The organism is Rhodohalobacter sp. 8-1, assembly GCF_038150125.1.
In the GTDB taxonomy this organism is placed as follows: domain Bacteria; phylum Bacteroidota; class Rhodothermia; order Balneolales; family Balneolaceae; genus SW132.
The window spans coordinates 61,647-75,661 of sequence record NZ_JBBVMF010000009.1; the positions used below are offsets into that span (position 1 = coordinate 61,647).

The following is a 14,015-nucleotide window of genomic DNA, read 5'->3' on the forward strand; positions in this document are numbered from 1 at the left end:
GAGGCGGATTAAATGACTACAGACAATTATACATTTCAATTTTCAAAATCCTCAAAATACCTGAATTCAACCCTTCTCATCATCCCGATGATTCTGCTGTTTATTGGCGTGTACGGTGGGTTGATGCAGACGTTGTTCCGGGCAGGCATCATACAAAGCGATCCGTTTGTTGGTGGAGATTATTATAAAGGGCTGACGTTTCACGGCGTGCTGAATGCGATTGTGTTTACCACATTTTTCGCTGTAGCGTTGGGGAATGCTTTAGTCCCTTATTCGCTGAAAAAACAGCTCAACAGTAAAATATCGTGGACCTCGGGTATAATGATGCTGGTGGGCTCTGTTCTCGCTGCTTTTGTTATTCTATTGGGAGAAGCAACTGTTTTATATACTTTTTATCCGCCATTGAAGGCGCATCCGCTCTTTTACGTGGGGTTGACCTTGCTGGTAGTTGGCTCGTGGCTGGCGTCGTATAACTGGGTGCCGATATATCTGGAGTGGAGAAAAGAAAATAAAGGCAAGAAAACGCCGCTTGCCGTAGTTGGAATGTTTACCACATTTATTATCTGGTTTATTGCAACCCTGGCAGTGGCAACTGAAATACTCACAATGCTGCTGCCGTGGTCCATGGGGCTGGTAGACGAAGTAAATGTGATGCTCGCAAGAACACTGTTTTGGTTCTTCGGCCACCCGCTTGTCTATTTCTGGCTGCTTCCTGCCTATGTGATGTACTATAGTTTCTTACCAAAACTTGCCGGCGGTAAACTCTATTCCGATATGGCCGGGCGTCTTGTGTTTATGATGTTCATACTGTTTTCAATACCTGTGGGTACCCATCACCAATATATGGATCCTGCTATTGGTGCCAACTGGAAACTGTTACACGGAATCTTCACGTTTGCCGTTGCGCTGCCAAGTTTAATTACGGCATTTACAATCGCCGCGTCACTTGAATACGCCGGCCGCCAGAATGGTGCAACCAGTCTCTTTGGCTGGATGGGCAAACTACCCTATATGGATAAAGAAAAGTGGTTTTTCTCTTACCTGATTACGGGGCTTGTGATCTTTATATTTGGTGGCATAGGAGGCATAATTAACTCTTCCTACCAGATGAATACGGTTGTACATAATACTGCATGGGTGCCGGGCCATTTTCACCTGACGGTTGCGGGACCGGTTCTCCTGGCATTTCTGGGCGGCAGTCTCTACCTGATTGGCCAGTTCATGAATAAAGAGATTCGATTGAAGAGAACGGCGTTGATAATGCCGTATATCTACACCATTGGCCTATTTATCATGTCGTATGGTCTTAAGATTGGTGGTCTTAAAGGAATGCCGCGAAGAACCAATACCGGCGCATCGTATGCGAATCCGGACAGCATTCTTTTCCAGGCCGACTGGGTTCCATATATCAACCTGTCGGTTGTAGGCGGGGTGATAATGTTTGTTGGAATTGTGATGTTCATTGCATCCTTCTTCACAACAGTATTCTCGAAGAGTAAACCCGGATCGGATCCTGACAGACCAGATGTAACATTCCCGATTTCTGAGTCGCTGCATGATGAGGAAGCAAGATGGCTGCGTAATTTCAAGCCGTTCATAATTATCGCAGTTATTCTGATTGTTCTCTCCTATACGCCTGTTATCATTGATGTGCTCCAGGCTACTTATGGCGGATCCGTACCTTACTCACCTAACAGCCCTGTTCCACTTCGATAGATGTGATTATGGATTTCATCAGGAAAAGAACATCCGTTACCACGCTGTTAATAGTCTTTGCAATCGGACTGGCAGGAATACTGCTTTCCGGTTGTGATCGGCTTGCGGTAAAGAAATCGATGGCAGATGAAAACTATGAGCTGGTTGATCAAAACGGGACCTCAATTCAGTTTCCGAAGGCGTACCTCGGAAATGTGATGCTGGTTGGCTACGTGTATACGCACTGCCCGGATATTTGCCCGATGATTACGTACAACATGCGAGATATACAGCAGGAGCTTTCGGAAGAAGAAAATTTCATGCTGATAAGTATCTCATTTGATCCTACAAGAGACAGCCCCGAAATACTCCATCAGTATGCAGATAACTATAAGCTTGATCAGCAGAACTGGCGGCTTCTTACGGGAAATACAGATGAGGTTGACAGCGCTCTGGAAACACTGGAGATTAATACGCTAAAGTCCCCGACCAGCTTTGATGACGACGGCACCGCTACGTACTACATCGACCATACAGATCGCGTAACGCTAATTGACCGCAAAGGAAACGTTAGAAACACCTATGTGGGAAGTAAGATGAACCAGGATGAAATAATATCAGATATTCATAAGCTATTAATTGAATGAGCTTACCTTATAAACTTTAAATAACCCAAGATTGTTGTTTATAAATAAACGTCGAAATATAAAGATTAGACAAACATCAATTGTAAATCGTAAAATAACTCTACTCATGAAAAAATTACTTATAAGTACAATCCTAATGTCATTTGTCTTTATGCTTGCAGCATGTGGCGGCGGCGGAGATACTGCCGAACAGACGACTGGAGATATGAATGAAGGTACACAAATGGCAGAGACGGATGATGGAACTCGTACAATAGAACTGGTGGGCATTGATGACCTTCGTTTTGCTGTGACAGAAGAACATGAAGGAGTGGTAACAAGCGGGTCTTCAGGACAGTATATGATTGTGGAATCTATTGAAGCATCGCCTGGCGAAGAACTACGCGTAAATATGCGTACCGTTAGTAATCTTCCACCGACAGCGATGTCCCACAACTTTGCTCTGCTTAGCCAGGATGCAAATGCCGATGAGTTTGCCAGGTCATCTCTTCAGGCAGCGGACAATTCTTACATCTCACTTGAGTATGAAGATTGGGTAATTGTAGCCACCGACATGCTTGGAGACGGAGAATCTGATTCAGTAACGTTTACTGTGCCGGAAGAGCCTGGAACATACCAGTTCATCTGTACATTTCCCGGACACTATAGTGGCGGAATGGTCGGGACCTTAGTTGTAGAATAATTTTCAAGAAGTTCAAAATTAAAAAAACCCGGGTAGTGTAAAAACCGTCCGGGTTTTTTTGTGAAATAATAATAATTGTAAACGCGAGAACTTTATGAATTATCACCTTATGTTTAGATAGAAATGAATAAGAGGTAACAGTAGTAAATACTGCGCCATCCGCATCTGTAAGATGTAAAAGCCAGATCCGATCCGATTCCATAAAAAACCCTATAATTTGTAGCCGTCTCCATTTTTTGTTGAGAATTCTGAATAAAAAAAGCCGGTTTGCAGAGTCACGGTCATGTTGCCTTAGATTCTGAAAATCGTTGCAGGCTTAAATCAGGAACTAAAGTCAACGAGCTTTTATAGTGCCCATCAGGTTGTAATTATAACTAATGGGAAGAAGAGACGAAAACTGAAAGGCCCCGATAGCAGCAAACTGATGGCTGTAAACGAGGCGGTAATCATCAACCCCATGAAAAGCTTGAAATCCTTACTATAGTTGTGTCATCGAACAAGACGCAGTGCCGCTCAGATCTATAATTTTCCTATAAGTTGCCACAGATTATTGACGCTTGCGAAAACTATGTGCGTAAAGTCTGTGTCTTACTTCCATGACAGTCCGGCTCCATTTCATTAGATGTGATCATGTATTTGATCTGAAGAAAGGCAGCAATCGTTGCTCTGTTGATTACCCATTTATTACTATTGACAGGAATACTTCTTTTCAACGAAAAACTGATTGACCGCAATGGTAACATTAGCAATACATATGCGGGAAGTAAGATGAACCAGGATCAAATAATATCATATATTCATAAACTATTAACTGAATGAGCTTATCTTCCCGAATGTTAAGATGCACGCGATTGTTCCGTTATCATAAGAAAAGAATGTTATTCAGTTTAACAGATATAAATCACAAACAATAAAATAATAATACTCATGAAAAAATTACTTATAAGCACAATCCTAATGTCGTTTGTCTTCATGCTTGCAGCATGTGGCGGCGGAGGAGATTCAGCAGAACAAACAAATGAAGATACGTCAATGGAAGAGATGGATGATGGCGTTCGTACAATAAATCTGGTTGGCGTTGATGATCTTCGTTTTGCCGTGGCTGAAGCTGAAGAAGGAGTGGTAACAAGCGGATCCTCCGGTCAGTTTATGATTGTGGAGTCTATTGAAGCATCTCCCGGCGAAGAACTGCGTGTATCTCTTCGCACTGTAAGCAACCTGCCACCAACGGCCATGTCTCATAACTTCGTGTTGCTAAGCCAGGATGCCGATGCCGATCAGTTTGCAAGAGCGTCGATACAGGCAGCAGATAACGAATATATTTCACCAGAATACGAAGAGTGGGTGATTGCAGCCACCGACATGCTTGGAAATGGTGAGTCCGATTCAGTAACGTTCACGGTTCCGGAAGAGCCGGGAACATACCAGTTTATCTGTACATTTCCAGGACACTACAGTGGCGGAATGGTTGGTACACTGGTTGTAGAGTAAGTTTTCTGCTTATAATCCTCAATTATGAAAGCCCGGGTGGTGTAAAAATCATCCGGGTTTTTTTATTTGTGCCGGGTTGATACTGATTTTTGAGACCTGTCAGGTTTTCAAAACCTGACAGGTCTTCTTCCTTTCAATTTTGTTAGCCTACTTTCTCCCATTTAGGTAGAAAAGCGCTAAAAGCAGCAGCAGTAAATAGAGGGCCATAATAACTAAAACAATACCAAACCCGGCCGTAACACTGCTAAAATAATGAACCGGTGCGTTGATGAGTAACAGGAGCGGAAACCCTAACACCAGTGCAAGCCCGCTTCCATATACAAGATTGTAGCTAACGGGAGTCTCCATTTTTTCGTCAAGAATTCTGAGCAGTAACAGTCCCGACTGAAGCGTTCCGGTCATATTTCCATAGATCGCCGCAAACCGTTCAAGAGTGAAATCGGGGAACAATGAACCAACGAGCTTTTCGAGTGTCCACCATGTTGCAATCACAACCGATAGCGAAATAAGAAGAAGAGGAAGCCAATAGGCTCCAATAACAGTAATACTGATGGCCGCAACTGAAGCGGTGATCATCAGGTCCATAAAGAAATTTGATATCCGGGTCATTGTAACGTCATCTACGTAGGATGCCGATCCTGTAACATCGACGACTTTCCTGACGCCAAGAGCAATTATTGCGGCAAATATAAAATGAAACGACCATAGCGTGGATGCTTCATTTGCTGCTCCCGCGATATTGAGCACCGCTTCTCCGGCAATCAGAAAAAGGTATGTGAGCAGGTAGGTACCCCCAATCAAGCCAATATGGAATGATAGCGATTCAAGTACTCCCGGTGAGGTCGTAATTTTACCCGCTGACAACCCCTGGTCGGTATCCGGCAGATGAAACTGAGTTGCATGACTGCCGGGCTGTATGAGTTCAGCTTTCCCTTTCTGTATGCCGCGTTTTACAAAATATACACCTGTTGTGTAGGCTGCTAAAAACCCTGCCGCTGCAAACGTCAGACCCACGATTCCGCCATTTTCAAAACCAAAGCCTTCCCAGTTCTGGCCAATCGTATAGGCGATTCCGGGATTCATCCCAAAGGCGAGAGGCGGAAGCATACCAATGCCCGCAAAAAGATCAGGCTGCACAGTAAAAATGAGTCCAAAAGTGATCAATAAACCGATGATTCCCTGTAAAAGGTAGGTGATAATGAAGATAATGCCGGTTTTGACTGACGACAGGCCAATATTTTTATGTGCGGCCCGAAGGCTCAGCCCAATGAAAAGTAACGCCAGAAGATGATAGACGTAGACGCCAAGGTGTTCAGACGTTAGGTCGATGAACCCAAAACCGTTCATGCCAATCATCAATCCTAAAATTCCTGCCAGCAGATTTGCGGGGATGAGGTATCGCTGAAAAAATTGAACCTTAAACCGGACGAAAAATCCTGCCAGAAGCAATGCGCCGAGCCAGGCAAAATCAAGGAAAAAACGCCCTGCCGAAATATCTATTTCCCAGAATATCATTGCAGGCTCCTTACAGGGCTTTCCCCATCCTTTAGGCGTGTGATGTAGTTTTTCCACTGCAGCGCACTTGCATTTCGAAGTTCCACCTGGTGAATTCCTGATGTGGTCGTGATCGTCACCTTATGGTTTTGCTCTACAGACATATATAGAATGTCTTCAATTGAAATCCGCGTTTTTTCTGCCCCGAGTGAAAGCAAAAGAGAGTCAGGAGTTAGTTCGGTAAATCCGGGACCTTTTTTTATTAGATCATGATCTTTGTTGATCTCATTGATTTTACAGCCGGGATTGGAGAGCAGAACAGAGTTCCGGTCCATTACCATTGGCATTTTACTGATGGTCTCAAACATATCGACGATGGAGTGAGGTTTCCCTTGTGGATCTACAAGTCTGGATCGAAGATTCATTCTGTAAGATAGCGGAGATGTACGGCTGTACACGTGAAGTCCATCCGGTGAGAATACGGCTCCCGATTCTCCTGTTTCCGGACAGCGAAAAAGAAACCGCTCAATGCCGCTGGCCGGTTTTGAACAGGAGTGAATCTGAACAGAGTCTGGCGGATTGTATTCATCAAAATCAATAAGGTTGCGGCAGGTGTCGGCAAAGGTTTGGTAATCAGTGAAATCTGACGAGTGAAGCGGATCGAGCCAGCGCACTTCTATAGTGCTTTTCCGCGGCTTGTCTGCCCACCGGGGCCATGATAGGTACGATCCGTGTATCTGTACCGGGTGGACTGGGATACTCATTTTCCAAAACAGTTTCAGTGTGGTTTCGATGAGCGGTTTGGGTTTGCCCGACCATCGGCGGCCGCCTTCGGGGAAAATGACAATCATCCGGCGTTTATCAATCATTTTCATGACGCTTCGTACAATGCCTGGTTCAGGTACATACTTGCTGGTCGGAACAATACCGATGCTGTCCATAAAAATGCGCGGCAGTGTTTTATGAAACTGATCGCGGGTCATAACGCCGGCCGTTGGTTCGTCCGTCATATCAAGATTGATGAAAAACGGATCGAAATAATTAGCGTGGTTTCCAAAAATGAAACAGGGACCGGTAGCCGGCATGTTTTCCGGATTCGTCACAACCGGCGAAAACAGGCGTCTTGCGGTTGGAATGACCAGTTTTCGCATGATAGGGAATGTAAACGATGATATTCCGCGGTCATTTTTCGTAAAGGTAAAGGGCATAGTTACAGCTTTGTTAAATATCTCGGTTTGAGCAATAATTTTTCAAATCATTAGAAAAAAGTCTCCCCTAAAAAGGGGAGATTGCCCCGTATAAGGGATCCCGAGGGAAAGGGAACACTCTTTTAAACTGTTAATCCAAATTAACTTAAAACGAACAACTCGGAGCAGAAATCAGCTCTTGCAATCCGCTCCCGATAGGCGAACCCGGCGGCGTGTAGGGTGCATCAGGGGCGGAGAAAGCTGACGGATCGTCTATGAACGACTGAATCATATCTGACAGGTAGCTGTAATGAGCCTGCCAAGTGAGGTTATCGGTGCCTGCCTGGAGATCATTCAGTTCATCAGAAAGAGATTGTACCCTCATCTTCGTAATGGCTTTTACATCCGGTGCGGCTGATTCATCGCCTGCAAGCTGAAGTGCGTTCCTGAGTATCGATACATTCACTGCCCGATGAATTGTGCCGTTGTAGCCTGTAGCCGGTTCCTTCAAAACAGAGTGGGAGAACAGAGTAGTGAAAAGGTCACCCAGCCCGGGAAGTGATTCATCCCGCGCGTTTTGGAGAACAAGACGTGCGGCACGGTTTGAATTGAGAAGGAGACCGGCTGTCAGGTTTGATGCGGTTTCTGCAATCGCAACCGGATCGAGAGCGGGATCGGTGTATCCCCTAAATAATTCGCGTGTAGGCGATATTCGGGCGGGACGCGGGGGGATCAGGCCAAGCAGTGATTCAGGCAGTGCCAGCTCCTCAGGATCAAGGGTTCTCATTAGATTTTCCATGGCTCCTTTCTGGATTGATGCTTCGACCGGATGAGGCCCGTGCTGGCTGTCGCCGCGAACGGAATAGGTGTAATCTACGCCGCCGATAAGTTTCGACGTGGCTGCAGTTTGATAGCGATGATACAGGTAAATGGGCACAAGCACATCTTCCATCTGGGCCATTGCGCGCCCTTCACGAATCACCTCTTCACTGAAATTATCCAGCGCAATTCGGCGGATGTCCATGATATGATCGAGCTGACCAACCGGATCGCTGCCATATTCCCAAAGATGCGCAGCCGGATGCATGCCGCTTTGCGGACGGGCAGCCTCATCAGAAATGTAAAGTAGCCCCATATTAATTGTCTCTTCCAGTATGCGTTGCAGCTCTTCCTCAACATCGGCATTCTCGGGGAAATCCTGGTAACCGTATGCTACAGATCGTTTATCCCATTCGCCAATTCCTGTGTCGTACGCATTTTCGAGACTGAGTTCACCATCGCTGGTAATCGTAGCTCTTGGATGCGGGTAATCCATCACGGATGCGAGATCGTTTGTGCTTGATGCAAAATTATGGGCAATACCCAGTGTGTGGCCGACTTCATGGGCTGAAAGCTGACGAATTCGGGCAAGTGCCATCTCCAGCATCTCGGGGCCTGGCTCAACTCCTTCTTCGTAAGGAGCGAGAAGTCCTTCCGCAATCATGTAGTCCTGGCGAACCCTCAATGACCCAAGCAGAACATTCCCTTTGATGATTTCTCCGGTGCGCGGATCCGTAACGGACGACCCGTAAGACCAGCCTCGTGTTGATCGATGAACCCAGTTGATTACGTTATAGCGTATGTCGAGCGGATGGGCGTCATCCGGCAGAACTTCCACCTGGTACGCATTTTCGTAACCGAGCTCTTCGAATGCCTCAGCCCACCATCGGGCGCCATCAAGCAGCGCCGAACGTACAGGTTCGGGGGTTCCGTTATCCAGATAGTAGATAATCGGTTCAACCGGTTTGCTTACATCCGCATCAGGGTTTTTCTTTTCAAGCCGATGGCGAGAGATAAAGCGTTTTGTCAGCTCCTCGCCAATTGGCGTGCTATAATCCTGGTAAGAAATACCGAAGTAACCCGATCGCGGATCAAATTCTCGGGGCTGATAATCGTCATCGGGAAGCTCTACAAAGGAGTGATGCTGACGAAGTGTAACTGACTCAGCCGTTGGCGCGACAGAGCGAACCTGTCTGCCGGGGTTGGAGCTCGTAAATGTTAGGATGGCCTCAAACTCGCTGTTTTTTGGAAAGTTGAATGTTCCGGGTAAGTGGATGGCTGACCGGCCGGCATTCAGCGAGTAGTTGCCTTCGCCGCGGCTTCGCAGACTTCCGATAGCGTCATGTGCATCGCGGAGGAGAAATTCGGTGGCATCTATGAGGGCATGTCCGTCTTCAAATACCTCAACGGTAAATCCCCAAAGCACAGATTGTGCAAAAGCTTCATCAACTGATTTCCGTTCAAGGGCATTATCGCTGCTGGCGCGAAAGCCGTAGTTGGGCTGAACCATTAAAAGTTTCGGGCCGATTTTTTGGAACATGACGACGCGAGAGTCGCCAAGCTGACTTCTGTCTAACCCAATGTCGTTGGAACCGAGTCCGGCTGCGAGAGAATTGACGTAGAGAACTTCTTCATCCAATTTATCTATTTCCATCCATATTTTTCCCTCTGCATCATCCCACCAAAAGTCGAAAAAGCCTTCATAGTGCTCCATTCCGGCAGTCTTTTCAGAAATTGTTGTTTGTGCCTGAAGGGCTGAAGTGAGCGTGAGAAGTCCTAAAAAAAGAAGAATTGCAGTACGTTTCATAGAGTTCAGAGAAAGTTGAGGTTCGCAGATAAGAAACGAAATAGTTACCTGATAAGGAAAGAAAAACAGCTGATGATATGTTAAAGATGGTTTTGAACACTGAATTAATTATCCGAACGGTTGCATCTTTGCAGACAAACTTCTGTTCCAAAAGTAAAATAAAAAAGGCCTTCCGGAGCTAACCGGAAGGCCTTGAAATTGGAATAAGCTGAAAGTCAACTTAAGCTATTATTTAATCAGCGTCATTTTACGTGTCTGTATAAAGTTACCTGCCTGAATTCTGTACAGGTACATGCCGCTTGCAAGGTTACTTGCATCGAATGATACAGTGTGGTACCCGGCTGACTGCTGCTCGTTATTAAGCAGAACTGCGACTCGTTGTCCAACCACATTGTATACCGCAATCTGTACGTCGGCTGCCTGAGGCAGTGCATACTCGATCTGAGTTGTTGGGTTGAATGGGTTTGGAAAGTTCTGTTCGAGCGCGAACTGTTGCGGCACTCCATCGATTTCGTCGATGCTGGTTGATACAGCTGGTAAAAGCGCAGTGGTTCCGTCGTCTAATACAAGCAGCGCACCAAATGGCTCACCATCCTTGTCATTGTCAGGTGTAAGGAATCCGCTGGCAAGAATAAGTGCAGATTCTCCGCCAAGAGCGTTGGCATCGGCCTCGAACGAGGCAATAACGTTACCACCGGCCGGTGCAATGTCGATAGTGTATGACCCGACAGCTACATCTGCATACGCAGGTGTTGTTGCACCATAAGTAACATCTGTTGCAAGAGGGCCAACATTTCGGGCAAATACATCAACTGCGGGTGCATCTGTTGTCCCATGGTGGATTCTGAACGAGAACGTATCCTCATCAGGAGCTGAAAGCTCTGCATTTGGAATCACAAATAGCTCAAGATCGATGTCTTCTCCCGAAGGATTTGCCTGGAATCCTGATGGATCGAGAACTCCGCTTGCTACCACGTAGTAGTTACCCGGATCGAAGAAGTTATTTTGGAAGGTAACTCCTGAACTCAGCGGCTCGCCCGTTGGGGTTACACCAATATCAACGGCTGTATTTGATGGCAGTTCAATGAAGCCTGTTGCACTTCTGAATGCAACATCTTCCAGAGTTAGCGTGCCGTCCACATAAATATCGACGGATGAAACGGCCGGATCTGCTGAGTTATGAATGATCTGAACCTGAGTTGGAACTGTAACAGGTGAGATGTCTCCCTCAAAGAAAGGAAATAACTGCGTGTCGTCATCAAACTGACCCAGTGATCCTGTAATATTTACAGGTCCCGTTGGAACCGGTGTTCCGGAGCTGAAGAACGTATTGTTTCGAGCGAGTCGAATGATGAATGTCTCGCCTGCTTCGTTTTCGAATGTAACATTCACGCCACTGCCAGAGCTGATAGGATCTGTAGGCCAGTCTGCTTCGCTGGCTTCTGTAAGCGTTACGTTCTCCAAAAGTACACGTGACCCTTGAAGATCTGAATCAGCATTGTACTCCGCGGCAGTAATTACCTGAGGTTCAGGAAGCGGGTTTCCACTGTTGATTATTTCAAATTCAATAACTTCAATGTTCTGTTGATTTCTGAAAACTGCTGTTTCACCAACAATTCGGATGCTGTCGCCTGGTGCAACAACCACACCTGATCGGGCACCTCCAGAATCGAAGTCTGTGACGTTGATGCCGGCCGTGTTATCCTGCACATAGTAATCTGCAACACCGAACCCGAAATCGGGTGAGCTGACTAATCCGGTAATTTCGAAGAACGATCCTGCTTCAGCAGCTCGTGCTTCTGCAATGGTTGCGCCGGCTGGAGTGACGGTTAGTACGCCGGACACATTTACGTTTTCTTCCCAGAATCCGCCGCCTTGTTCAGTGTAACCGCCGTATACATACTGCTCCTGCTCGTAACGGTAACGGGTAGCGTAGTAATAGGTGCCTGGCGCAAGACCATCGCCGATTGTTGCTACGTACTCGTCGTTATTACCTTTCTGCTCATTGTAAGTTGCTTCGGTCCATGACTCTTCTGACCAAGTAGCCGGGTCAGTATCTGTAGAAGAAACTCCAACCCAAGCATTCATACCAGCAGGGGCACCATCTGCTTCGGTAATACCTTCTGCGTAGACCTGGCCGTATACGTCAACGGTTTCAGTAGTAGTAATGGTGGCATCTGGTGGCCATTGGAGATTAGCATACGCGATTGACTGCGTAAGAGAGAACTCTTCAAGCGTAAGTACGGTACCATCAGCTAATACAGCAATAAGTGCTAATGCATTATTCCCTGTTTGGTTGCCTTCAAGAAAGAAACCTGAAGCCAGAACCGTAATTGCAGCGCCACCGGCATCTAGGTCAGCGAGCGGAGCAGCAAATGATGTAACAGGTTCTCCATCTGCAACTGCTACAGTAATCAATTCATTGTTGGGATCAATTGGTGTATACCCAACAAAACTAGGATAAGTAAGACCACCAATTGCGGGTGTCTGGTCACCTGTCTGTTCGAGGTACACATCTACAGCGGGTGTATCGGGTGAACCGTGCTGAACCAGCAGGTCTACCTTTGCCGGGTCAGTTGCTTGTGTCTGAGCGCCTGTAAATAGTTCAAGTGAGAATTCTTTACCTGCTGTGTCAGAAAATGTGAAATCATTGACATTTAGCACACCTGATGCAACTGCAATGTAGTTTTCATCATCCGTTAAATTAACGACAATAGGATCAAGAGCTGCTTCAATACCCTGGCCTGCAGGAGCTATTTCAATGGAAAGATCCACACCTGCCGGGACAGACATGAAATTGGTAGCAGATCGAAACGCTACATCTGAAAGAAATGACTCTCCATTCACGAAAATATCAACAGATGAAACGGCAGGATCCGGTGAGTTGTGAATAATTTGGAGTCCCGCACCTTGCAGATCCAGATCAGCACTTGAGCGTGCAAAAATTTGTGGAGACGATCCGTAGCCACCAACAACACCTGTTACATAAAGAGTACCGGTAGGAATTGGCTCACCAATATAGTCAGCGCCGAAATAGTCGGTTCTGAACGTTAGCGTGTTGCCATCTCCATCTTCCAGAGTGTAATTTGTTCCCGTGCTAAATTCACCTGTTTCCTGGAATGTAACACCCTCGATAAGCACAAGCTTACCGGTGTCATCGAGTGAAAGGTTGGGAATCGTGATAGTTTCGGGGTCAATCGTATTACCTGTTGATGTGACTGTAGCATCTGCAGCTCCGGCATCTAATTCAAAACGAAGTAGTGCGTCGTTATTTGTTAGGTTCAAAGTACCTTCGAGACCTGTGATTCCGTCTCCAATAGTTGTGCCGTCAGTAAAACTATCGTCTAAGTCAACAGACCAGATACCAGCAGTGCCGTCAACAAGCATTCGGCGGCCACGGAAACTATCATAAAAGTGCACGAGAGCTTCGCCGGTTAATCTATAGCGTGTTTCACCGTCAGCTGTACCATTTCGGAGCTCTGCAATAGTAGAAACTTCTGTAGGTGTTGGCAGAGATATTCCGTCAGGGCCTAAAACCAATACATCACGAAGACGCTTGGCGGATGGGCTATTCGGTCGGTTGAATCTAAATGTCACATCTGACTCTCCAAGAACTGAAGCATCAAATACCATCTCAGCCGCTTCATATGAAGAGCCGGTTGGTGTTGGAGACGTATATGTTTGGGCGTCCCATGTTGTACCACCATCAATGGAAACTTCCACCGTTAGCGGCCCATCATCGCCACTGCCAAATTTAGCGACTTGAAAGGAAAGTGTAGCTTCTGTAACGCCGCTGAGATCGAAAGACGGCGATGTTAATTGAGATGTTGTTTGGTTAAGAAGAGCATATCCTCCGGCCGAATCTCTGAATTCCATATCGGTGGCGGTCCAGTCTGCCGGAGCAGTACCGCTTCTTAGATCGTTTTCTAATAAAACCTGACCAAATGATGTTGACGCAGAAAATGCAAATAGCATTAGTGCACCGAGCATCAGCTTACTGATCGTAGCTAAATATTTCATAAATATTGATTTAGGTTAGTATTTGTTTGTATTTCAGGAGAACTATCATCAATGAACATCCTGCATTGTAAGTGACGTAAGAGTAACGAAAAAGCGCTACAATTTCATTACCCTAATGTTAAACTTCGAATTCAATCCAGCACGTTCCCGGAGTTGGAGGAAATATCGATTTT

The 14,015-nt window shown here is 46.2% G+C and carries 8 protein-coding genes; 4 read left to right on the forward strand and 4 right to left on the reverse strand.

Features of this window, described 5'->3' with window-relative positions; translation table 11 throughout:
• Positions 1-12: 12 nt before the first annotated feature.
• The 4 genes from AABW11_RS10970 to AABW11_RS10985 all read left to right on the forward strand — a co-directional run bounded on the left by AABW11_RS10970 (position 13) and on the right by AABW11_RS10985 (position 4,515).
• A complete protein-coding gene (locus AABW11_RS10970) occupies positions 13-1,716 on the forward strand; it encodes a cbb3-type cytochrome c oxidase subunit I (RefSeq protein ID WP_340105136.1) in 1,704 nt (567 codons plus the stop codon).
• 8 nt (positions 1,717-1,724) lie between these two features.
• Positions 1,725-2,342, forward strand: coding sequence for an SCO family protein (locus AABW11_RS10975; RefSeq protein WP_340105137.1), 618 nt, complete (start codon positions 1,725-1,727; stop codon positions 2,340-2,342).
• Positions 2,343-2,448: 106 nt separating this feature from the next.
• Entirely contained in the window at positions 2,449-3,024 is a 576-nt protein-coding gene (locus tag AABW11_RS10980; RefSeq protein WP_340105138.1) for a plastocyanin/azurin family copper-binding protein, read from the forward strand.
• 927 nt (positions 3,025-3,951) lie between these two features.
• Positions 3,952-4,515, forward strand: a complete 564-nt coding sequence (locus tag AABW11_RS10985; RefSeq protein ID WP_340105139.1) for a plastocyanin/azurin family copper-binding protein — start codon at positions 3,952-3,954, stop codon at positions 4,513-4,515.
• Between the two features lie 147 nt (positions 4,516-4,662).
• Here the strand turns inward: AABW11_RS10985 and AABW11_RS10990 are convergent, their stop codons facing one another.
• The 4 genes from AABW11_RS10990 to AABW11_RS11005 form a co-directional block, all read right to left on the reverse strand.
• Positions 4,663-6,087 carry a hypothetical protein gene (locus AABW11_RS10990; RefSeq protein WP_340105140.1) on the reverse strand — a complete coding sequence of 475 codons (1,425 nt, stop codon included), beginning with the start codon at positions 6,085-6,087 and terminating at the stop codon, positions 4,663-4,665.
• Positions 6,027-7,217 (reverse strand): lysophospholipid acyltransferase family protein, encoded by a 1,191-nt coding sequence (locus tag AABW11_RS10995; protein ID WP_340105141.1) that lies wholly within the window; start codon positions 7,215-7,217, stop codon positions 6,027-6,029. The genes AABW11_RS10990 and AABW11_RS10995 overlap by 61 nt, the downstream gene beginning before the upstream one ends.
• A 145-nt stretch (positions 7,218-7,362) precedes the next feature.
• On the reverse strand, positions 7,363-9,822 hold the full coding sequence (locus AABW11_RS11000; RefSeq protein WP_340105142.1) for a zinc-dependent metalloprotease: 2,460 nt from the start codon (positions 9,820-9,822) through the stop codon (positions 7,363-7,365).
• 228 nt (positions 9,823-10,050) lie between these two features.
• On the reverse strand, positions 10,051-13,842 hold the full coding sequence (locus AABW11_RS11005) for a DUF4397 domain-containing protein (protein ID WP_340105143.1): 3,792 nt from the start codon (positions 13,840-13,842) through the stop codon (positions 10,051-10,053).
• Positions 13,843-14,015: the final 173 nt, after the last annotated feature.

What these genes read in the sequence shown, in the direction of transcription:
- AABW11_RS11000 (WP_340105142.1), bottom strand. Translation starts at nt 9,822, where the DNA reads ATGAAACGTACTGCAATTCTTCTTTTTTTAGGACTTCTCACGCTCACT.
- AABW11_RS10995 (WP_340105141.1), bottom strand. Translation starts at nt 7,217, where the DNA reads ATGCCCTTTACCTTTACGAAAAATGACCGCGGAATATCATCGTTTACA.
- AABW11_RS10970 (WP_340105136.1), top strand. Translation starts at nt 13, where the DNA reads ATGACTACAGACAATTATACATTTCAATTTTCAAAATCCTCAAAATAC.
- AABW11_RS11005 (WP_340105143.1), bottom strand. Translation starts at nt 13,842, where the DNA reads ATGAAATATTTAGCTACGATCAGTAAGCTGATGCTCGGTGCACTAATG.
- AABW11_RS10975 (WP_340105137.1), top strand. Translation starts at nt 1,725, where the DNA reads ATGGATTTCATCAGGAAAAGAACATCCGTTACCACGCTGTTAATAGTC.
- AABW11_RS10980 (WP_340105138.1), top strand. Translation starts at nt 2,449, where the DNA reads ATGAAAAAATTACTTATAAGTACAATCCTAATGTCATTTGTCTTTATG.
- AABW11_RS10985 (WP_340105139.1), top strand. Translation starts at nt 3,952, where the DNA reads ATGAAAAAATTACTTATAAGCACAATCCTAATGTCGTTTGTCTTCATG.